The organism is Stenotrophomonas sp. STK16_22 (assembly GCF_051984505.1).
GTDB lineage: Bacteria > Pseudomonadota > Gammaproteobacteria > Xanthomonadales > Xanthomonadaceae > Stenotrophomonas > Stenotrophomonas maltophilia_A.
The window spans coordinates 2,241,364-2,262,050 of the sequence record NZ_CP196972.1 but is presented as its reverse complement, the minus strand read 5'-3'; the positions used below and the strand labels follow the sequence as shown (position 1 = coordinate 2,262,050).

The window sequence follows — 20,687 nt, the reverse complement described above, 5'->3', positions numbered from 1 at the left end:
CCGTGTCCACTGAAGCACCCCGTCCGCCACTCCCCCCGTTCACCCGTGAATCGGCCATCGAGAAGGTTCGCCTTGCCGAAGATGGCTGGAACTCCCGCGATGCCGACAAGGTTTCGCTGGCCTATGCGCTGGACACCGAGTGGCGCAACCGTGCCGAGTTCACCCACGGCCGCGAGGAAGCGCGGCAGTTCCTGGCCCGCAAATGGAAGAAGGAACTGGACTACCGTTTGATCAAGGAACTGTGGGCCTTCACCGACAACCGTATTGCCGTGCGCTACGCCTATGAGTGGCATGACGACTCCGGCAACTGGTTCCGTTCCTATGGAAACGAGAACTGGGAATTCGGCGCCGATGGATTGATGCAGCGCCGCTTTTCGTGCATCAACGACATGCCGATCAAGGAAAGTGACCGCAGGTTCCACTGGCCGCTGGGGCGCCGCCCCGATGATCATCCGGGGCTGTCTGATCTGGGTATGTGATTCGCATTGCTTCCCGGAATGCAACATCACGTCCCCCTCCACGGGCCTACCGCAGCAACGGTGTGCTGCCTAGGCTGATCGCACACGGCACAAGCCGTGTTCCGGGCCCACCGCTTGCGCAGTGGCCCGTCTTCCCATGAACCCTGCAGCGCTGGCCTGAGGCATCCGTGCCCTGGCAACGCCACGCCCTGCGCCGTGGGAAAGCGCCCGGAATCGTTCGCGCCAGCCTTGCATCGCTGCCCGCCCAATGCCCCTTCGTGGAGATCCCTCATGTTCAGTCTGGAAAACACCGCCGCGCCCATTGCCCCCGCCCTCGATGAACTGGTGCCCTCGCGCTACGCCCTCAAGGTGGGCGACGTCGAAGTGCTGGTGATCAGCGATGGCGTCCTGCCGTTGCCCACCCAGATGCTCGGCCACAACGTTCCGGCCGCCGACCGTGCCGAATGGTTCGAAGAGATGTACCTGCCGCAGGATGCCTTCGACTGGGCATTGAACGTGATGGTGGTGCACAGCGGTGATCGCACCATCCTCATCGATGCCGGCCTGGGCATGGACCCGGACCTGCAGCTGCCGCGCGCCGGCCAGTTGATCCGCCGCCTCGGGGCCGCCGGTATCAACCTGGGCGAAATCACCGATGTGGTGATCACCCACATGCACATGGACCACGTCGGCGGGCTGCTGGTTGAAGGCGTGAAGGAACAGCTGCGCCCGGACCTGAAGATCCACGTGGCCGCGGCGGAGGTGGAGTTCTGGAAGTCGCCGGACTTCAGCCGCACCAACATGCCGCAAGGGTTCCCCGATGCGCTGCGCGCCACGGCCAAGCACTTCTGGGCCGAGTACAGCAGCTATGTGCACACCTTCCAGGACGAACAGCAGATCGCGCCGGGCGTGACGGCCCGCCGCACCGGAGGGCATACCCCGGGCCACTGCGTGGTGCGCGTGGCGTCTGCCGGGCAGGCGCTGACCTTCGCCGGTGACGCGGTGTTCGCGGTCGGCTTCGACCAGCCGAACTGGCACAACGGCTTCGAGCACGATCCGGAGGAATCCGCGCGCGTCCGCATCGCCCTGCTGAAGGACCTGGCAGGCACCGGCGAAATGCTGGTGGCCACGCATCTTCCGTTCCCGTCAGTGGGCCGGGTGTCGCTGGAGGGCGAGACCTTCCGCTGGGTGCCGGTGTTCTGGGACTTCTGATCGGGTCCTGCGGCCGTTGCGCAGGCAGGCGTTCACGACCGGGGCGCATCGGCGCCCCGGTCGAATCCCGCAAGAACGAGGTCGCAATGGATGCCATCCACGCGGGGCGCGGATCTACTGGATGGAGGTGGGTAGTGCCAGCCGCTGCAGCTTGTGCGGGTTGCGCTGAACCAGGATCTGCGTGATCCGTTCGCCATCGGTCTCGAAAGCCATCGCCGCTTCCAGCTCACCATCGAAATAGCGCAGCAGTCCCAGCCGTCCGTTGAGCATGGCCGGCACCATCCGCAATTGCGCGCTGCGCCGCAGGTGCGGGGCATACAGCAGCTGGGCAATGCGTGCGCCCCCAACCATCGGCTTGGGGAAGCTGGTGACGATGCCGCCGCCGTCACCCACCAGCTCGGCCGACTCGGCCATCAGCGCCTTCATCGTGCGGAAATCGCCGCTGGATACAGCCTCGGCGAAACGGCGCAGCAGTTTCTGGTGCACCTCCTGCGGGACGTTGTAGCGCGGGCGCTCCTGCCTGAGCTGCAGGCGTGCGCGATGCACGATCTGCCGGCAGGCGGCTTCTGTCTTGTCCAGGGTGCGCGCGACCACCGCGTAGTCCTGATCGAACACGTCGTGCAGCAGGAAGGCCGCACGCGCATCCGGCGCCAACCGCTCCAGCACGCTGAGGAAGGCGACCGACAGATCGCTGGCGGTTTCCAGCACATATTCAGGCGTGCTGGTGTCATCGGTCAGCAGCGGCTCGGGCAACCACATGCCGACATAGTGTTCGCGCGTATGCCGTGCCAGGCGCAGGCCATCAATGGCGCGACGGGTGGTGGTGGCCACCAGCCAGGCTTCGGGATTCTCGATCTGTGACGGGTCGGCGCCATGCCAGCGCAGCCAGACATCCTGCACCACGTCCTCGGCTTCGTGCGAAGACCCAAGCATGCGGTAGGCCACGCCGAACAGGCGCGGGCGGAGGCGGGAGAACAGCGCAGTGGAATCGTCCATGCCAGCGTAGACGGGACAGGTCCCCGGATTGTGACACCCGGGGACCTGTCCTTGGTGCCAGCGCCGGACGTGCGATCAGTGCGGCGGCAGAACCGCCGGCGTGCCGATGTCCTTGATCAGGAACACCACGAACTTCGCCGGCTCGGTAGCGCTGGCGTTACGGCCCACGGTGTGCAGATCGGCCGGACCTTCATGGAAGGCCTCGCCCGGGCCGAGGGTGACTTCCTTGCCGCCGGCCACGCCCATCACGATCCGTCCTTCCAGGACATAGACGAAGCCATGGGCATCGTGGCGATGCACCGGATCGGCGCCACCCGGCGGGTATTCCACGGTAAGGATCAGCGCTTCCTTGCCGGGCTGCTCCGGCAGGGCGCGGGTCATCACCTCGTGCACCAGGGGCTCGGGCGCAGCAGGGGGCGGGGTGGCGGCAGCGCTGCACAGTGGCAGCAGCGCAAGCAGGGCCAGAACAGAACGACGCATGGCAGGTCTCCAGTGCGGTAGGGGAGGGCCGCTGCATGGGGCAGCGGCGGAACGATCAGGCCAGGCCGGCCTTGTCCAGGCCAAAGGCCGCGTCCAGGGTGCCGGGCGTGGTACGGAAGGCGACGTTGGCGCGGTTCCAGGCGTTGATCGCCATCACCGCGTGGGTCAGGTCGACGATCTCCTGCTCGGACAGCTGGCCGCGCACACGCGCGTACAGCTCGTCGGGCACACCCTGCGCCGGCAGTTGAGTCAGCGCCTCGGTCCAGGCCAGGCAGGCGCGCTCGCGCGGGCTGAACAGCGTCGATTCACGCCATGCCGCCAGGTGATGCAGGCGCAGCGGGCGCTCGCCGCGCAGGGTGGCCTCCTTCACGTGCATGTCCAGGCAGAAGCCGCAGCCGTTGAGCTGCGATGCACGGATGTTGACCAGATCGATGATGGCCGCTTCGATCGAGGCGGTATGGGCGGCATGCGAGTACAGGCCGAGCTTCTTGAACAGTTCCGGCGATTGCGCGGCGTAATCCAGACGTGCGGTCATGGCGTGTTCCTGTAGCGAGTGAAGGACACAGCGAGGCTAGGCCTGCGCCCGCGCTGCCGGTAGCCCGTGGCCGGGCCGCACGCTGTTGCATGAAAAACACCAATGGCCTGTCACAGCGGCCGATGCTCGGCCGTCTGCCGGGCATGGACACCTCATCGCACCTGCGCACCGCATTCCGCCCTGCCAGCGAACAGGTCTGGCAGACCTTCCTGGCCGCACTGCGCGAATTGCCGCCCGATGCACGTGCGGTGTTGTTGCTGCACGACGTGCTGGGCGCCGGGTTCGAGGACATCGTGCCCCTGCTGGGGCTCGACCTGTCCGCGTGCAGGCAGCGCCTGGCGCTGGCGCGGAACCACCTGCACGCACACCGTGCCCGCCTGGAGCCAGGTCGCCCATGAACACCGCACAGCCCAGCCCGGCCAGCGATGGCCACGATGCGCTCAATGCATCCTTTTCCACCAGCTACGCCGGCGTGCTGGCCTTCATTGCAGTGGCGGCCGAGGGCAGTTTCGCCCGCGCGGCCGACCGCCTCGGCATCGGCCGTTCGGCCGTCAGCCGCAGCGTGCAGAAGCTGGAAAGCCAGCTGGGCGTGCGGTTGTTCCTGCGCACCACGCGCTCGACCACGCTGACCCGCGAAGGCGAGCTGTTCCTGGAAGGCTGCAACCCGGGCGTGAACTGCATCCTGCAGGCGCTGGAGGAAATGCGCGACCTGCGCGAGGGGCCGCCGCGCGGGCACCTGCGCATCAGTGCCAGCCACGGTTTCGGCCGGCGGGTGATCGCCCCCTTGCTGGCCGCCTTCCGCGACGAGTACCCGCAGGTCTCGGTAGAACTGCTGCTGGACGAGCAGGCCCCCGACCTGGCGGGTGACCGCATCGACGTAGCGTTCCGCGACGGCCTGCTGGAAGACAGCCAGGTGATCGCCAAGCAGCTGGTGCCGATGCAGCTGGTGGTGTGCGCGTCACCGGCGTACGTGCAGGCGCAGGGTCTACCGTCGTCGGTGGATGCGCTGTCCACGCACGCCTGCATCGGGCGGCGCCTGCCGGGCGGACGCATGCAGCCTTGGGAATTCCGGGTCGACGGCACCGATGTGCACCTGCAGCCGCCGGCGGCACTGGTGTTCAATGATGCCGACCTGGCGCTGCAGGCAGTCATCGACGGGCTGGGCATCGCCCAGCTGCCCAGCTATCAGATACGTGAAGCGCTGTGGGCGGGCAGGGTGGTGACCTGCCTGGATCGGCATGCGCCGCTCGATCGCGGCCACTACCTGTGCTACCTCAGCCGCCGCCAGCTTCCCAAGCGCGTGCGGGCCTTCATCGACTTCAGCACGCAGCGGGTGCGCGCGCTCGAACTGGATGTGATCTCGCATTGGGAAGCGCGCCAGCAGGCGACCCCCATGAAGCCAGGCGCACAGCCCGCCTGGGCCTGAACGCATTGGTGCGTGCCGGGCAACAGTGCGCGCCCCAGCGCGGACCTACTGCCCCGCACCCACGCTGCCTACGATTCCAGCATGCCCGGCCACAGCCGGTCGCCCCTTCTATATTCCAGGAGACACGTCATGAAATTCCTCGTCATCGGTGGTACCGGCCGCATCGGCAGCAAGGTGGTTGAGCGCCTGCGCACCGCCGGGCATGACATCGTGGTGGCAGCGCCCTCCACTGGGGTGGATGTTCTGACCGGCGAAGGCTTGGACGCCGCCATGAAAGGCGTCGACGTGGTGGTGGACCTGGCCAACTCGCCCTCGTTCGAAGACGCGGCAGTGCTTTCGTTCTTCGTGACCGCTGGCCACAACATCCTGACCGCCGCCGCCCGTGCCGGCGTACGCCACCACGTTGCGCTTTCCGTCGTAGGCACCGACAAGCTTGCGGCCAGCGGCTACTTCCGCGGCAAGATCGCCCAGGAGCGCCTGATCCGCGATTCGGGCCTGCCGTACACCATCATCCATTCCACGCAGTTCTTCGAGTTCCTGCCGGGCATCATCCAGTCCGCCGGCAATGGGGCGACCCTGCGCTTACCCGTCGCCGACGTTCAGCCGATTGCCGCCGAGGATGTTGCCGAAGCGGTGGCACGCATCGCGCAGCAGCCACCCCGCAATGACGTAGTGGAAATTGCGGGCCCCCAGCGCGCCGCGATGGCGGATCTGGCCAGGCAGTATCTGCAGCGGACCGGCGACCCGCGGCAGGTCGTGGCAGACGCCGAGTCCCTGTACTTCGGTGCGCCGCTGCAGATTGATACGCTGGTGCCGGTGGGGCAGGCGTGGCTGGGGCAGGTCGGCTTCGAAGCCTGGCTGCAGCAGTCCGGCCTGTTGCAGCGGCAGCCCGCCTGAGCGACGAATCGATCGCCTGCCAATGACCGAGCTGAAGCCACCTTCGCCCGCCATGCTGGACCGCTACCAGGGCGACGACGTGCAGCCGCTGTACACCGGCCGCGTGCGGGTGACCGGCGGCCAGGCCCAGCACGGGCGCGCGTCCGGCGTGGTGCGATCGGACGACGGTGCACTGGCGGTGGACCTGCGGCTGCCGCAGGAACTCGGAGGGCCTGGCGGCGGATCGAATCCCGAGCAGCTATTGGCCGCAAGCTACGCCGGTTGCTTCCACGGCGCCATGGTGCTGGTGGCCGGGCGTGCCGGCCTGCTGCTGCACAACCCCAGCGTCGAAGTGGCGGTCACCTTCGCCCGTGACCCGGCAGATGGGCTGTACCTGCTGTCTGCCGAGATCGTGGTCCATCTTCCCGGCATGGATGCGAACCTGGCCTGCGAACTGGTGCGCAACACCGAACGCGTCTGCCCGTACGCCAAGATGTTCCATCGTGGCATCAGCCATGTGGTGCATGTGCGAGTCGGCCCGCAGGCTCCGCCACTGTAGAGTCGAGCCATGCTCGACTATTGCCCTGACGTCCGCTTCCGGCCAACGGATGCCCTCCTGATGTAAATACGGCTAAGCTGCGGATCGTCCACGCGTGGAAACGCCAGATCCCCTCAAGAGGCTGCCATGGAACCGCACTATCAGCTGCTGGGGAGCGTGCTCATGGGGGTGTTTGTCTTCCTGTTCTTTCTTGCACGTGACTACTTCAAGAGCCTCGGCTGGATGCTCGGCCCGTTCGACCCCAATCTAGGGTATCCCTCTGCAGCCAAGCTCATCTCAGCAGCCAACAAGACCATGCTCGTGATTGGGGCGCTCCTGTTGATCTGGGCCTTCATCGGGCCTTCTCCGTACCGCAGGAACTGGGAACTCGAGGCCATGGGCCTGGCCCTGGGGGCGTTGGCCTGCTATGTGCTGCTCATCCTTCTGGCGTCTTCCCGCAGTCGATCCACACGGCAATGAATCCAGCATCACGCACGGCCGTGGCAGCTCGCCCGGACCACAGCGGTTGCTGACCACCGACGCAGCACCGTATCCGAGCGCCGCATGGCGCAGTTCCGCAGACAGGCCCATGGCGCGCCGTGGGCCTGTCTGGGCGGCTTTACCTGGGCATCAATACGCTGTCCACCAGGCGCACGTTTGCCAGAGGCGGCGTTGAAGATGACCGGCCAGCAGGCTCGGCCGACGATGCCGGCACACCCTGGACAGGCTTCACAGATCTGTACTACCCAGCCGGGCATAGTGCCCCTTGGGTAGTCTGAGCGCGTCCATCCAGCCACGGGGTTTCCCCGAACGCCAGGAGGTCACTGTGCCAAGTTGGGACGAAGGAATGAAGTTGACGCGTCGCCAGGTGATCGCCGGCGGCGCCACGACCATGGCGATGTCCGCCGCACCGGGGGCGTCATCGCTCGCCGCCGAACTGGCGGCATCCCCGCCGCCCAGGCCGCCGGTCATCAGCTCGGTGGCGTTGACCGTCAACGGCACGCATCGTGAGCTCGAGCTGGACACCCGCACGACGCTGCTCGACGCCCTGCGCGAACATCTGAAACTGACCGGCACCAAGAAGGGCTGCGACCACGGTCAGTGCGGTGCCTGTACCGTGCTGGTCAACGGTGAACGCATCAATGCCTGCCTCAGCCTGGCGGTGCAGCACCAGGGCGATGCCATCACTACCATCGAAGGCCTCGGAACCCCTGATGACCTGCATCCGATGCAGGCCGCCTTCATCAAGCATGACGGTTACCAGTGCGGGTACTGCACGCCGGGGCAGATCTGTTCGGCGGTGGCGGTACTGGACGAGATCAAGCGCGGTGTCCCCAGCCATGCGCAGGCCGATGTCAGCGCACGGCCCCACGCCACCAACATGGAGATGCGTGAACGCATGAGCGGCAACCTCTGCCGCTGCGGCGCGTATTCCAACATTGCCGAGGCGATGCAAGAGGTCGCTGGCGCGACCTCTGGAAGGGGGCGCTCATGAAGGTCTTCAGTTACGAGCGCGCGAAGTCTCCTGCCGAGGCCGCCAAGGCCGTCGCCGGCACCGAGGGCGCCAAGTTCCTGGCGGGAGGAACCAACCTGCTCGACCTGATGAAGCTGGAGGTCGAGACGCCCGCGCACCTGGTCGACGTGCAGGACATCGGCCTGGACAGGATCGAACCTACAGACGACGGCGGCCTGCGCATCGGCACACTGGTCACCAATACCGCGCTGGCCTCGCATGAGCGCGTGCGCCGCGACTACGGTGTGCTGACCCGCGCGATCGTGGCAGGCGCGTCCGGGCAGCTGCGCAACAAGGCCACCACCGGCGGCAACCTGCTGCAGCGCACGCGCTGCCCGTACTTCTACGACCCCCATCTGCCCTGCAACAAGCGCCTGCCCGGATCAGGCTGCGGCGCGCTCGAAGGGTTCTCCCGGCAGATGGGCGTGATCGGCACCTCGGACAGCTGCATCGCGACCTATCCGGGCGACATGGCGGTGGCCTTGCGTGTGCTGGACGCCTCGATCCAGACCATCAAGGGCGATGGCAGCACGCGCAGCATTCCGATTGCCAATTTCCATCGTTCCCCTGGCGACACGCCGCAGCAGGACAATGTGCTGCAGCGCGGTGAGCTGATCACCCACGTCACGCTGCCGGAGCCGCTGGGCGGCCGGCACGTGTACCACAAGGTGCGTGACCGCGCGTCCTATGCGTTCGCACTGGTGTCGGTCGCCGCGGTCGTGCAGCGTGACGGCTCGGCGCGGTTCGCGTTCGGCGGGGTCGCACCGAACCCGTGGCGCATCGAAGCAGCCGAACCCCTGCTGCGCGACAGCGTCAAGGCCGCGACCCGGCAGGTGTTCGCCGGTGCCCGTCCAACGCAGGAGAACGCGTTCAAGATCGCGCTTGCAGAGCGCACCCTCGCCGCCGTTCTGGCCGAAGGAGAGCGCTGATGCCCCTCGAATTCAACGCCCCCGCCGGCGAAAACCTGTTCGACAAGGCCAAGGTGGTCGGCAAGTCGACGCCGCGCATCGACGGCCCACGCAAGACCACCGGCACCGCCCCCTATGCCTACGAGCGCCATGACGTGGCGCCAAACCAGGTCTACGGCTACATCGTCGGCGCGGGCATCGGCAAGGGGCGCATCATCTCGATGGATGCCTCCCGTGCACGTGCCGCCCCCGGCGTACTGGCGGTGATCACCGCACCGGAGACCAAACCGGTCGGCACATCCAACTGGAACAATGCGCCATTGTTCGGCGGGCCCGAGGTCGCCCATTACCACCAGGCCATTGCCTGCGTGGTGGCAGAGACCTTCGAGCAGGCCCGCGCCGCTGCGGCGTTGATCCGCACCCGCTACGAGCGCGGCAAGGGGCGCTTCGATTTCCCAGCACTGGCACCGTCCGCGCCGCTGGCAAAGGGGCGCGGTGGCAAGCCCGACCGGCAGACGCTCGGCGATTTCGACAGCGCCTACGCGAGCGCGGCAGTCAAGCTCGACGAGACCTACCACACAGCCGACGAAAGTCATTCGATGATGGAGCCGCACGCCACCATCGCCGCATGGGAAGGCGACACGCTCACCCTGTGGACCTCGAATCAGATGATCGACTGGGCCAGGCAGGGCATGGCCGCGATCCTCGGTATCGATGCTGGCAATGTGCGCGTGGACTCGCCCTATATCGGCGGCGGCTTCGGCGGCAAGCTGTTCATCCGCGCCGATGCGGTGCTGGCTGCACTGGCCGCCAGGCAGGTCGGGCGGCCGGTGAAGATCGCGCTGCAACGCCCGTTGATGCCCAACAACACCACGCACCGGCACGCGACCATCCAACGTGTCCGGATCGGTTGCGCGAAAGACGGCAGGATCTCCGCCATCGCCCATGAGAACTGGTCGGGCAATATCAACGGCGAGGACGGCGAGAACGGCACCCTGCAGACGCCCAAGCTCTATGCAGGCGCCAACCGCCTGGTGGCCAACTACATCGCCACGCTCGACATGCCCGAAGGCAATGCAATGCGCGCGCCGGGCGAGGCGCCGGGCCACATGGCGCTGGAAGTGGCGATGGACGAAATGGCCGAGAAGCTGGGCCTCGACCCGATCGCGTTCCGCATCCTCAACGAGCCCGAGGTCGTGCCCGGCGATCCGTCCAAGAAGTTCTCCGACCGCAACCTGGTGCGCTGCCTGCGCGAGGGCGCGGAGCGCTTCAACTGGAACAAGCGCAACGCCAAGCCGGCGCAGGTAAGGGAAGGGCACTGGCTGGTCGGCATGGGCGTGTCCGCGGGCTATCGCGGCGCGCCGACGATGAAGTCGGCGGCGCGGGTACGGCTTGACGGCCAGGGTGGGGTGATCGTGGAAACCGACATGACCGACATCGGCACCGGCTCCTACACGATCATCGCGCAGACGGCAGCCGAGACCATGGGCGTGCCGCTGGACCGGGTCCAGGTGACCCTCGGCGACTCGCGTCATCCCGCCTCAGCCGGTTCCGGTGGCCAGTGGGGCGCGGCAAGCTCCACCGCAGGCGTGTACGCGGCGTGCGTCAGTCTGCGCCGCAAGGTGGGCGAGAAACTGGGCTTCGACGGCGATACGGCAGACTTCGCCAATGGCCGTATCCAGGCGGGTGGGCGGACCATCGACCTGGCCGAAGCGGGCACACTGTCGGCAGAGGACGGCATTGCCTTCGGCAACTTCAAGCAGGGCTACGATGTCGGCACCTATGCAGCGCATTTCTGCGAGGTCGCCGTGCATGCCTACACCGGAGAGACGCGCATCCGCAGGATGCTTGCCGTATGCGATGGCGGCCGGATCCTCAACCCGCTGTCCGCACGCAGCCAGGTCATTGGCGGGATGGTGATGGGCGCAGGCGCGACCCTGATGGAGGAACTGGTGGTCGACAAACGGCTTGGTTTGTTCGTCAACCACGACCTTGCGGGCTACGAGGTTCCCGTACACGCCGACATTCCGCACCAGGACGTGGTCTTCCTCGACACGCTGGACCCGGTGATCTCGCCGATGAAGGCCAAGGGCGTCGGTGAGCTGGGCATCTGTGGGGTCGGCGCTGCGATCGCCAATGCGGTCTACAACGCCACCGGCGTGCGCGTGCGCAACTATCCCATCACCCTGGACAAGCTGTTGCCCGGCTTGCCCGACGTGGGCTGACCCTTGCGCATGGACCGACCCGTGGCCTCACCCGCCCTGGAGGCCTCTGCGGCAGAGGGAGTGGAGCCCAGGGATCCTGCCGTGCACCTGTCCGCAGCGCAGGGCTTCCTCGCCGAAGGCAGCCCGCGTAGCGTGCTCGAGGCGGCCTTGACGCGCGTGCGCGCAGGGGAGCACGCCGTGCTCGCGCTGGTGCTGGAAACCGATGGCTCTACCTACGCCGGTGCCGGCGACATGGTGCTGTTCTGCAACGGCAGCCAGGTCGGCTGGCTCAGCGGCGGATGCCTGGAGCCCGAGCTCGCGCGACGCGCGGAGCAGGTGAGCGCGGCAGGGCAGGTCGACTGGATCGAGATCGACACCCGCAGTGACGACGACCTGTTGAGTGGGTCCGCGCTCGGCTGCCGCGGCCGGCTTCGGATTGCGCTTCTGCCATTGCGTGCCATGTCCGGCATCGACGACGTGATCGAGGCTTGGTTGCGCGACGGCGTGTCACTCCAGCGCGACCTTCGCACGTCGGGGCAGATCGCTTTCCGCGCCGGCAATTGCGAGCAGGCATGGCAGCTGCATCCGATGGACGGGGCGCAGCCCTTTGGCGAGGGCGCATGGCGTTTGCCGTTGCCCCGGCTTCCACGGGCTTTGGTGCTGGGTGGCGGTCCAGAAACGCCCTTCCTGGTTCCGTTGCTGCGGGGACTGGGATGGCGGGTCAGCGTGGCCGAACGACGAGCTCGCTGGTCCTCAGCGGGGCAGGGCGCGGATGCACAGCTCCAGGTGCGCCCGGCCGAGGCCCTCTATGCCGACGCGTGCGACGTGGTGCTGGTGATGCACCACGATTTCGAACTGGACCGGGAGGCGCTGGTGGCCTTGGCCGATACCGAGGTTGCCTTCATTGGGCTGCTGGGGCCCCGGCGAAGGCGCGAGGACCTGTTCAAGCTGCTGACTCCGGATCAGCGCCACCGCCTGTCCCCGAGACTACGATCGCCGGTCGGCCTCAACATCGGCGGCCGAGGGCCGGAGGCGATTTCGCTCAGCATCGCCGCGCAGCTGCAGCAATGGCGAAGCACCGCCGGCACATGACGGCCGCGCATGCAGTCGTCGTGCTTGCTGCGGGCGGGAGCACCCGACTCGGCCAGCCCAAGCAGCTTCTGACCCGGCAGGGCGAGGGCCTTGTACATCGCGTAGTGCGGTTGTCCTTGGAGCTCGCGCCATCGCAGGTGTTGGTGGTGGTGGGCGCGAACGCACAGGCCGTGACATCCAGCATTTCCGGACTGGATGCGACTCCGGTAACCAACCACCACTGGGAAAGCGGCCTGGCCAGCAGCCTGCAGGTCGCAGGCACACACCTGCTGCCCACGGTGGCCGCCGTGATGGTCGTGGCATGCGACCAGCCCGCGATCGAGCACTCCCATCTGCAGGCGTTGCTTTTGGGTGCCCGCGCCTCGGCATCAGGGTGCGCGGGCACTTGTCACGGAAACGCGCTTGGCATTCCTGCAGTAGTGCCGCGTGCATGGTTCAACGCTGCGGGCGCAACCGGTGACCGCGGCTTCGGAGCGCGCTTGAGGCAGCTTCCCATCGATGCCGTGCATGCCCTTCAAGCGCCGGAGCTGGCCCTGGATATCGACACGCCAGAAGATCTCGCGCGTGCTCGCCTTGCGGGCTGGATCGATGCTGAGTGAGTCGCACCCTCGAGCGCTTGCGCAATGACGTTGCCGCCAACCTCGGCGTGCTGGCGGCTGCCGCTGGTGTTGCACTGGCCGGGAGCGGCTGGCCGGACATCGCAGCGGGTGCAGTGATTGCGCTGTGGTTCCTCCGATCTGCGCTGAACGTGATGGGCCAGGCGTGGCCGGCGTGGCGTGCAGCGGTGAAGTCGTCAGGCGAGCGGGGCACAGGTTGAGCGCCGCCGTACCTTTCCAATACCCGCTGCCGGACCTGCTCAGATAGCTCTGGCTCGGCTAGGATGATGCCGCCGGCATGCGCGCCGGCGGGGCAGGGGACGCAATGGACATGCAGGCAGGGGGCGGAGTCGATTCGCCGGACCAGACGAAGCAGCAGGAACTGACCTTCCGTTGGCTTTACCAGCGGGTACAGCGGCTGGCTCAGCACAGCATCTACCCCAAGGCCGGCCGGCTGGAGAGGTGGTCGTTGCGCGTGGGCGCGCTGGCGGCCGCCATCGGCATTCTCGGCAGCCAGCTGCCTGATCGATGGCTTCCGCTTACGGCCGCGCTGCTTCTGGTCAGGGTGTGCCTGGCGGTGGAGATCGGAGGCTTTGTCATCGGCGGATTTCTCGCGGCCCGCCGCGGAATCCGCCAGTTCGTGCAGCCACGGCTGTCGCACGCGCAGGAAATGGACGGCGAGTTTGCCCAGTGGCAAGCGGTGATCGCCGAGCTTCGAGGATTCCCCAGGGTCGAGCGTGAGCGCCGCCTCAAGTACGTCACCCACCTGCGCACAAGCATGATCGAGCGCATGGGGCTGATCTACGGCGGCCTGCAACGCCTCGGGCCATTTCCGCTGCTGATCGCCCTCTACCTGCAGTTTCGGCAGTGGAAATGGGGCGACTGGAGCAGCGCTTTTGACGTCGGCCAGCTGGGCGCATTCCTCATCTACGCGCTCGTACTGCTCTACCTCACAGGATGGCTGTTGACCGGCCTGCGCACGCGCCTGGACACCTACGTCGCACTTCTCGAAGGCTCCATACAAGAGCCCGAACCGGCCGAGACCGCGCACCTGTAAAGCCGAGCCATGCTCGGCTACTCCGCCGCACATCGCGCCCCATCGGGCACTACACCAGCGAGCTTCCCCAGCACCCGATCCATCAGAACAGGCTCCGGCACGCCAATCAGCACCTGTTCCAGATAGTCCATTGGCTGCAGCTGCCATTGAAGAAACCCCCGCAACTGCAGAACTTCGGGCGCCCGCTGCTCCGCATCCAGCGACGTCTGCATCAGCACGTGCTCTGGGCGATTCTCCAGCCACAGCACCGGAACGCCTCTGCAGTGAACCTGAAAGCTGCCGTGTTCTTTACGTTCCACGAAGTGGAATCCCTGCCATTGCCGAGCGTCCACGAACTGGATCGTCTGGCGGCGCAGATTTGAGAAGCGATAGCCAGGGATCGTCTCGAACGCGAGAGGCGAAGGTAGGGGGGGCACAGGCCACTGGCACTGCGCCGTAACCACTGCAACCATGGACAGCGCCATGGCCGCCCAGCGGCAGCAGGCCACTCAACCCTCCGGGCGCACTCGATCGATGGCATGCGCCGTGAGTCCCAACCCGGCCATGATCAGGCCCTCCATGACGCGCGGGCCAACGTATTGCTCCAACTCACCGTTCTCGCGGGCGCGCTGTGCGGCCAGCAGGATTTCCAGCACCACGCGAAGACCCGCCAGCGAGCAGTCGGTGTCGGCCAGGGCGATGCGTCGGCCCGGCATTTGGTGGCGCTCTGGCCAGGGCTGACCATCGGAGGCGGCACCCGAACCGATGCTGTGCAGCAGGGCGACGAGCGTGTTCGGATCCAGCACGGGGCCGTTGGCGGGCGCGTCGTGGATCGCGTGCGGGGCAGGGGAGTGGGGCTGGGTCATGGCTGGGCTCCTTGCATGCATGCAGAAGCCGCCACCGATAAAGGTGGCGGACGGTGCGAGGTTCGAAACCCGGTCTACGCTAAAACCGGCAGGCACAAGGCCTCCGCGCACCGCCCGCCATAGCCGGCCGACGGATTGCCAGCCGGCACCACCTGATGGGTGATGCCGGCTGGCAAGCGTTTACTTCAGCGTAGAACCGGGGTTTCGAATCCCGGCCACCGATGCACGGTGGCACGGCAAGGAATACGCGGACCTATGCGTGATGCCAATGCAGTAAGGCCGATGCCGACACCACTTTCAACATTTTCAGAATCGTTGCATACCGCGCAATGAGACTGGAGCCTTGCGCTGCAATGCTATCGGCGATATCGGTGGTGCAGGCCTGCGAACTGTCGGTATCCGCCCGGCGGAGCCGTGAGCGAGGCGGATGCGACAGGATTGCCAAAGCCCGACAGGCGTCAGCAGCCCTTCATCGCGGCCTTGGTCCGCTCCAGCCAGGCCGCATTGTGGCTGCGCGCATGCCGCGACCAGTGCTGGGCATCGTCGATGATGCTTGCGAACAGGCTGCGGGCCTGCTCGCGATCGTCGGGTTGCGGCTGCGCTATCAGCCATTCGGCGTAGAGGCAGCGAGCGGCCGCATCGTTTCCGCATTCCACGGCGCGCTCGAATGCGGCGCGGGTGCCGGGCGCCTGGGTAACTGCCAGTGCCTGCGCGTAAAGCAGGGTCTGTTCCGGCTTGCGGCGCACATCCGGATGGCGGGCGAACAGGCCGTCCAGCGTCTCCACCGCCAGCGCGGCGTGCCCGGACTCAAGGCGGGCTCGGGCGAGGCCGGTCAGGATGTAGGGATCGTCACCCAGCGGCGAGCTGGCCGCCTGCTCGAGCAGGGTTCTGGCTTCCTCGGCCTGGCCTGCATCCAGTAGCGTCATGCCAAGACGAGCCCGATTCTGCACGGTGGGCGTGCGCGCCAGCTCGGCGCGAGCGTTACGCAGGTCCTGGCCCGGGTCCATGAGCTGCTTGGCGGAGCGGATGGCCTGCCGGGCGCCGCGCGAGTGGCGGACTTCCGGGAAGTAGATCGCCAGGAAGTAGACGACGCTGCCGAGCAGCGGGAACGAGAAGAGCAGGATGAGCCAATAGAGGCTCTGGCCCGAGCGGATGGCATGCACCGCGAAGTAGATGGCCGCCAGTACGTGGAGTCCGATTCCGATATAGGGCATGTGCGCCGCCTCGTCCTTGTGGGGGCTGGAACTATAGTGGGGGAGGGGTGGGGTGCCAATGGGGTGGGGCGATCGAGCGTGACGCGTCACGTTAATAGGGTTGGATTCTGCGAGGTAGGGCGCTGCATGTCACTATGTGAGGGTGCTGCATTGATGGAGGGCAATACATGGAACGTACGCAAAAAGCACTAGCGATGGCCAATGTCGCTGGTTGGGATCGGCGCTGGTCACGTTTGGCTTGGTTCAAGGGGGCTTTTATCTGAAGGCGTATTGGGACCACTTCGGCCTGGATCCCTTTCAGTTTGTGGCAGTGAGTGAGCTTGCGCTGGCAGGTTTAGCGGGCATCGGTTTGGTGTTGTTCTTCATGCTCGTGGCCCTGCTGCTTGGCGGCTGGGTTGAGGGCAAACTGACAACGCACACGCCCAAGGCCAGTCCGTTGATATGGCTGGTCTTGACGATCTTCCTTGTGGGCACGGCCGCGTTGATGTGATGGGCGAAGGGCTGGCCGCTTCTGATAGGCACAGCTTTGATGGCCATCTGCGCAGTGATCGTGCGCGTGTCGGCGGTGTTGCCGGCCTTCTTCAAGGACTCACCATGGCTGGTCTATGTCCTAGCGATGCTTGTCTATGTATCGTTTTCTTCGAACTGGCTTGGTTCTGAGCGCACCAAGAAGATCGCTGCCGATAGCAGCGAGCACACGGTGGCTGTGACTGTTGACGGAAAGGTGCAAGGCGGCCTGATACTGGCGGGTCGCTTTGGTGATAGTTATGTGTTTTGGGACTCAGGGCAGAAGCATGCATTACTTGTGCGTGCGGACGATGTCAGCAGATTGGAGGTTGCGCGTGGTTCTTTAGCGCCTGCAAAGTCAGCCCAGTAGCGATTAGGAAGATCTACCAGGGGTATGGCTCTGGATCGACCGAGACATTGAGTACCCGTTCGCGCTTGGCGTTTTTGCCCTAGATTGCCGTATGCGGTGGCCGAGCGCTCCCTTGGATGCACTCCAGTGACGACTCCCCGCTTCGGTGAACTAGTTAGTTAGCTCCCCGTGCGAACCAGTGGAATGACGATCTCCGGATGCGGTACCGTTTGTCTTAATTAAGACTGAGCTAACCGAGTAATGTCTGAAACGATAGCGTCAAACGCCCAAGGTAAGCCCATGCTGTGCGAGGTCCAACGCATCATCGAGGACTTCGATGCACTATACCCGTCACAAGACGTGGGTGCCGCCGTGGAGGCCATCGGCATCGCGACGCACGGCAAAGGCCTTTCGCAGTGGTCGGACCTTATCCACAAGCGCTTGGGCGCCTTGAGCGCTCCCGACCAGTACGGGGTGCGAGAGCATCTCCGCGACCTCACAACCGAAGTCGTATATGCGCACGCGCTATTTGATCAACCGCTCGAGCCGGTATTGAAAACTTTGGGGGCGGCTAGCTCGATCTCCGCGCCGCCCGATACTCGCAAGACCGCGGCGCCGATCGACTGGACAGCCTTGATCCAGGCCGCGCGCGTGCAGTCGTTATTGACCCAGTGGTACGCTGACAACTTGGACATGCGCTACCCGCGCGAGTTTGCGGTTGCGCGCGCCGCGCGCCGCCTAGCTGACCGCGGTTTCCCGGTGGAGCACGAGCGCACGCAACTTCGTCTTTCGCAGCAAACTAACGATCGGTTGATCGCGCGCTTGGAGGAATTGATCGGCGATCTAGGTGGACTAAGCTTGCTCCGAGAGTTGTTCCGAAAGGCCATTGCAACGTATGACGCCGACTCGGAGCGGTACATGATCGTCAGGGATACGAGGGTTGGGCGTCCGCGTGAACCAGACTTCCCTTGGGGTTACCTCATCGCCTTGAGCGCCAAGCACGTCTGCCGCCGCAACAGTCGCAGACCTGGCAACGAGGCTTGGGAAGAGCTTATCGGCCTAGCAACGGATTTTGCCGCCCTTCATGACGTCCAGGACTACACACCGCCGATCTTTGCGCAGATCCCGACCGACAAGCTCGTTGCGACGTTGACGAGACGAGCGCTCTACGACTCAATTTACACCTTTCCGCAACTACGCTCGAGCGATGTGCTGCGCATGCTTCGGCCGTTGCTGGCCGAGATTCCCGCTGACAGAACTTACGGTCCTGGTTGGACGAAAAATGACGTATTCTCCGTCATCGAGCAGCTATACCGGGCCATAGGAGATTGCCGCGGTCCGGTCTCTCTTGACCTTCGGCACATCGCCAAGACCGTTCCGGGCGTGGCGCCTGTGCTAGCCAAGCACATCCTGTTTGACGTGCTCTCGCACCCTTCCACGGGCCCAAACTCGCAGTTCTTCCGTCCCACCGACCAGACCGTGCGCGGCGCAGATCCGCTAACTGGCCCAGGCAACAGCCTGTACCTGCGCCCATTGATCCGGCTGGATGGCAAGCGCGCTATCGTCATAGATCGATCCGTGGCCGGGCCGGGCATGGTGGAGGCAGTGCTCAGTGCCGTGCGCGGGTACGAAGGTGCCGACACGTTCCAGGGCAAGGTGATTGGCGCAGGGGCCGAGGCGCTCATTCGACTTGAGTTCGCACAGCACGGTATTGCGATTCATACCGGCGACTACGACACGCCAAAGGTCCATGGCGAGTGCGACATCGTTATCGACGAGGCTGGCAACCTGGCATTCATTGAGTCCAAGGCCAAGGCCCTCACTCGAAACGCCGCCAACGGCAATGATGTCGACGTACTGCTCTCGCTCGCCGGCAGCGTGGTTGCGGCGATGGAGCAGTCTTTTGGGCATGAGATGCAGTTACGAAAGCACGGCGAGCTTGAGCTTTACGATAAGGAAACACGGAAGGTGAATCACACCTTGACCTGGAGAGGCCAGACCGTCGATCGCATCGCTTTGTCCCTGTACGACTTTGGTTTTTTCCAGGATCATACTGCGATCTCAAAGCTGATGTGGCCGATGTTGAATGCTCGCTACGGAGCGATCGACCCTGCAATCCAGAACACCTTCAAGGGTCAGTTTAAAAAGTTGAACGAGAAGGTGTTGCCAAAGCTCACCGGACACCTGCAGATTTGGGAAGAGCTTGGCTTTCAGGGGGAGGACCCCTTCGCATTCGGCAACTGGTTCCTGAGTGCCCCGCAGCTTTTTGGGCTGCTCGATGGGATCCAAGGGCCGGCCGAATTCTTCGAGCGACTCGGTTTTCTAAGAAACCTGACATATCAAAGCTACAACTTCCACCACCAACTCAAACATGCCTTATCTCTCAAGGCGGAGCGGGATGTTCGCGCCGACGGAGAAAGGCCTTGAGTAAGAGCGAGACCAGGCAACTTGGGAGAGCTTCCGCTTGGGGCCGGCAAAGCACACCTGGACGGAACAGGCTCGTAATTGTCGGGGGAACTTACAGGCAGGCAAGAGCCGAGCCAGAGCCGCAGCCATTGCCAAGCAGAGCCAACGGCGCAGCCAGAACGGATCGAGCAGAGTGGGGCGGTCATCAATGGGAACGCCATCGCGCGTGGGGATAGGGCGCTCGGCAGCTTCCCGGAAACGCCCTCATTCCAAAGCAGCAGCCACATGACCACGCCAGCGATCCCCACAAGGCTGTGACCCCGCCCGTACTCGCCAACCTGAAGGCTAAGGAGGTAAGCTTCGGCCCAGCTACAGAGGGAAGTCATGGTCACAAGGATTGCGGCAGCAGCGGTGCTGTGCGTGATGGCTGCGCCAGTAGGCGCTCAGCAGATTTACAAGTGCGTCACCAAGGGCCGCGTTGAGTACCAGTCGATGCCATGCGCCAATGGTGAGGCGGCGAAAACGTGGAATGTTGAGGTTGCCCCGCGCTCTGCCGAATCCGCAGCCAATGAGCGTCGCCTGGATATGATCAGGCAGCAGAATTCTGCCGCTGTCACGCCTCAACCGGCACCGCGCCCGGCTCCGGTCTACAGAAATGGCGGTGGTGGCGGCCAGCTACATCACGTTTCGCAGTACAAGGACGCCAACGCGTGCGAGGCAGCACGTGCCGAGCGTGAGCGCGTTTTCCGGGCCTATGGCACCAATCGCCCATTTGACGTTGGGCGACGCATGGACGACATGGTTTGGCGTGCATGCAAGTAACCAAAGCCGTGATTCTTTGGACTCACAGTGACAGGAGGGCCTAGGTGGCGGAAGATTTCTCGACCAGCAATCTGAACGAAGCCAAGTTCCATGCGAGCTTGATGATTCGCACGGTGGCTTTCTCGACGTCAGATTCAGTGGGGGCGTTAAGCTCGTATGTGACCGCCGCAGCCGGAGCTGCGTTTATTGCCGCCATCTCCACCGGCTCCTCAATAGCAGCCGCCCTTGGCGCAAACGTCCTTGCCGCATGGCTTTTCACGTGTGTTGTCACGATGGTGATCGGGTTCGCCGCTAAGGGAGCAGGTACTGGCGTCCAGGCTGCGAAGGCTGCGTATGAGATGGGAGCCAAGGAAACGGACCGCCTTGGCGGTTCGGCTTCCTACGACATTTCCCCCTTACCAATTGACGTTCAACGGCTGGTTCTTAAGGCCGCGCCATTCGGCGAGAGGTGGATCGCGCGGCATACGCTTGCCATGGACAGATATGAAGGCGCTCTCTCCATTGCACTCATGAGCAATCTGCAGAAGCGGCTCGTTTTCCTGCAGATATCCGTCCTGCTATTTGGCGGCGGTTACATTTCACGGATGGTGTGGTGGGTGTTCGAGCACGGAAAGATCCCCGGGGTGTAGGGGCAGCGCCCCTACGGAAGCGCC

General features: G+C 65.0%; 25 protein-coding genes. 19 read left to right on the top strand and 6 right to left on the bottom strand.

Translation table 11 applies throughout. The annotated features are described in order from the left end of the window. The first annotated feature begins 2 nt into the window (after positions 1-2). Both ACSYAO_RS10455 and ACSYAO_RS10450 read left to right on the top strand, forming a co-directional pair. Positions 3-479 (top strand): nuclear transport factor 2 family protein, encoded by a 477-nt coding sequence (locus ACSYAO_RS10455; RefSeq protein WP_049463387.1) that lies wholly within the window; start codon positions 3-5, stop codon positions 477-479. Positions 480-749: 270 nt separating this feature from the next. Continuing rightward, complete coding sequence (locus ACSYAO_RS10450; protein ID WP_049463386.1) at positions 750-1,670, top strand: MBL fold metallo-hydrolase; 921 nt, start codon at positions 750-752, stop codon at positions 1,668-1,670. Positions 1,671-1,784: 114 nt separating this feature from the next. Here ACSYAO_RS10450 and ACSYAO_RS10445 read toward each other — a convergent pair whose 3' ends face one another. The 3 genes from ACSYAO_RS10445 to ACSYAO_RS10435 all read right to left on the bottom strand — a co-directional run bounded on the left by ACSYAO_RS10445 (position 1,785) and on the right by ACSYAO_RS10435 (position 3,681). Then, complete coding sequence (locus tag ACSYAO_RS10445) at positions 1,785-2,666, bottom strand: RNA polymerase sigma-70 factor (RefSeq protein WP_049422314.1); 882 nt, start codon at positions 2,664-2,666, stop codon at positions 1,785-1,787. 75 nt (positions 2,667-2,741) lie between these two features. Further along, on the bottom strand, positions 2,742-3,146 hold the full coding sequence (locus ACSYAO_RS10440) for a cupin domain-containing protein (protein WP_049463384.1): 405 nt from the start codon (positions 3,144-3,146) through the stop codon (positions 2,742-2,744). 55 nt (positions 3,147-3,201) lie between these two features. Next, positions 3,202-3,681: a carboxymuconolactone decarboxylase family protein gene (locus ACSYAO_RS10435; RefSeq protein ID WP_049463383.1), complete on the bottom strand. Its 480-nt coding sequence runs from the start codon at positions 3,679-3,681 to the stop codon at positions 3,202-3,204. Between the two features lie 89 nt (positions 3,682-3,770). Between ACSYAO_RS10435 and ACSYAO_RS10430 the strand changes: the two genes are divergently transcribed. The 12 genes from ACSYAO_RS10430 to ACSYAO_RS10375 all read left to right on the top strand — a co-directional run bounded on the left by ACSYAO_RS10430 (position 3,771) and on the right by ACSYAO_RS10375 (position 13,891). Then, entirely contained in the window at positions 3,771-4,079 is a 309-nt protein-coding gene (locus tag ACSYAO_RS10430) for a sigma factor-like helix-turn-helix DNA-binding protein (RefSeq protein ID WP_097047566.1), read from the top strand. Next, positions 4,076-5,107, top strand: a complete 1,032-nt coding sequence (locus ACSYAO_RS10425) for a LysR family transcriptional regulator (RefSeq protein WP_049463382.1) — start codon at positions 4,076-4,078, stop codon at positions 5,105-5,107. The genes ACSYAO_RS10430 and ACSYAO_RS10425 overlap by 4 nt, the downstream gene beginning before the upstream one ends. Before the next feature lie 129 nt (positions 5,108-5,236). Continuing rightward, positions 5,237-6,004: an SDR family oxidoreductase gene (locus ACSYAO_RS10420; protein WP_049463381.1), complete on the top strand. Its 768-nt coding sequence runs from the start codon at positions 5,237-5,239 to the stop codon at positions 6,002-6,004. A gap of 22 nt (positions 6,005-6,026) precedes the next feature. Beyond that, positions 6,027-6,542 (top strand): Ohr family peroxiredoxin, encoded by a 516-nt coding sequence (locus tag ACSYAO_RS10415; protein ID WP_049463379.1) that lies wholly within the window; start codon positions 6,027-6,029, stop codon positions 6,540-6,542. Positions 6,543-6,668: 126 nt separating this feature from the next. After that, positions 6,669-7,001, top strand: coding sequence for a hypothetical protein (locus ACSYAO_RS10410; RefSeq protein ID WP_414574381.1), 333 nt, complete (start codon positions 6,669-6,671; stop codon positions 6,999-7,001). Positions 7,002-7,368: 367 nt separating this feature from the next. Continuing rightward, entirely contained in the window at positions 7,369-8,016 is a 648-nt protein-coding gene (gene paoA, locus ACSYAO_RS10405; protein ID WP_049463378.1) for an aldehyde dehydrogenase iron-sulfur subunit PaoA, read from the top strand. Next, positions 8,013-8,963 (top strand): FAD binding domain-containing protein, encoded by a 951-nt coding sequence (locus tag ACSYAO_RS10400; RefSeq protein WP_049463377.1) that lies wholly within the window; start codon positions 8,013-8,015, stop codon positions 8,961-8,963. The genes paoA and ACSYAO_RS10400 overlap by 4 nt, the downstream gene beginning before the upstream one ends. Further along, entirely contained in the window at positions 8,963-11,167 is a 2,205-nt protein-coding gene (gene paoC / locus ACSYAO_RS10395) for an aldehyde oxidoreductase molybdenum-binding subunit PaoC (protein ID WP_049463376.1), read from the top strand. The genes ACSYAO_RS10400 and paoC overlap by 1 nt, the downstream gene beginning before the upstream one ends. Positions 11,168-11,176: 9 nt before the next feature. Further along, positions 11,177-12,238, top strand: a complete 1,062-nt coding sequence (locus ACSYAO_RS10390; RefSeq protein WP_049463375.1) for an XdhC family protein — start codon at positions 11,177-11,179, stop codon at positions 12,236-12,238. Next, positions 12,214-12,837: a nucleotidyltransferase family protein gene (locus ACSYAO_RS10385; RefSeq protein WP_049463374.1), complete on the top strand. Its 624-nt coding sequence runs from the start codon at positions 12,214-12,216 to the stop codon at positions 12,835-12,837. Before ACSYAO_RS10390 ends, ACSYAO_RS10385 begins: the two co-directional genes overlap by 25 nt. Next, the gene (locus tag ACSYAO_RS10380; RefSeq protein WP_049463373.1) at positions 12,834-13,055 is read left to right on the top strand and encodes a hypothetical protein; all 222 of its coding nucleotides are present in this window, start codon (positions 12,834-12,836) and stop codon (positions 13,053-13,055) included. The genes ACSYAO_RS10385 and ACSYAO_RS10380 overlap by 4 nt, the downstream gene beginning before the upstream one ends. Positions 13,056-13,159: 104 nt before the next feature. Continuing rightward, positions 13,160-13,891, top strand: a complete 732-nt coding sequence (locus ACSYAO_RS10375) for a hypothetical protein (RefSeq protein ID WP_049463452.1) — start codon at positions 13,160-13,162, stop codon at positions 13,889-13,891. Positions 13,892-13,908: 17 nt separating this feature from the next. On the opposite strand, the gene ACSYAO_RS10370 is transcribed toward ACSYAO_RS10375, so the two are convergent. The 3 genes from ACSYAO_RS10370 to ACSYAO_RS10360 all read right to left on the bottom strand — a co-directional run bounded on the left by ACSYAO_RS10370 (position 13,909) and on the right by ACSYAO_RS10360 (position 15,950). Beyond that, positions 13,909-14,355: a hypothetical protein gene (locus tag ACSYAO_RS10370; protein ID WP_223224612.1), complete on the bottom strand. Its 447-nt coding sequence runs from the start codon at positions 14,353-14,355 to the stop codon at positions 13,909-13,911. A 24-nt stretch (positions 14,356-14,379) separates the two neighbouring features. Further along, positions 14,380-14,736, bottom strand: coding sequence for a hypothetical protein (locus ACSYAO_RS10365; protein ID WP_049401575.1), 357 nt, complete (start codon positions 14,734-14,736; stop codon positions 14,380-14,382). A gap of 458 nt (positions 14,737-15,194) precedes the next feature. Next, positions 15,195-15,950, bottom strand: a complete 756-nt coding sequence (locus ACSYAO_RS10360; RefSeq protein WP_100437624.1) for a tetratricopeptide repeat protein — start codon at positions 15,948-15,950, stop codon at positions 15,195-15,197. Between the two features lie 211 nt (positions 15,951-16,161). On the opposite strand from ACSYAO_RS10360, the gene ACSYAO_RS10355 reads away from it, so the two are divergent. The 5 genes from ACSYAO_RS10355 to ACSYAO_RS10335 all read left to right on the top strand — a co-directional run bounded on the left by ACSYAO_RS10355 (position 16,162) and on the right by ACSYAO_RS10335 (position 20,663). After that, on the top strand, positions 16,162-16,440 hold the full coding sequence (locus ACSYAO_RS10355; RefSeq protein WP_223224611.1) for a hypothetical protein: 279 nt from the start codon (positions 16,162-16,164) through the stop codon (positions 16,438-16,440). 39 nt (positions 16,441-16,479) lie between these two features. Next, positions 16,480-16,827 (top strand): hypothetical protein, encoded by a 348-nt coding sequence (locus ACSYAO_RS10350; RefSeq protein ID WP_223224610.1) that lies wholly within the window; start codon positions 16,480-16,482, stop codon positions 16,825-16,827. 279 nt (positions 16,828-17,106) lie between these two features. Then, positions 17,107-19,233: a hypothetical protein gene (locus tag ACSYAO_RS10345; protein WP_049463372.1), complete on the top strand. Its 2,127-nt coding sequence runs from the start codon at positions 17,107-17,109 to the stop codon at positions 19,231-19,233. A gap of 363 nt (positions 19,234-19,596) precedes the next feature. Then, positions 19,597-20,034 carry a DUF4124 domain-containing protein gene (locus tag ACSYAO_RS10340; RefSeq protein WP_080356585.1) on the top strand — a complete coding sequence of 146 codons (438 nt, stop codon included), beginning with the start codon at positions 19,597-19,599 and terminating at the stop codon, positions 20,032-20,034. 44 nt (positions 20,035-20,078) lie between these two features. Then, a complete protein-coding gene (locus ACSYAO_RS10335; RefSeq protein WP_049463371.1) occupies positions 20,079-20,663 on the top strand; it encodes a hypothetical protein in 585 nt (194 codons plus the stop codon). Positions 20,664-20,687: the final 24 nt, after the last annotated feature.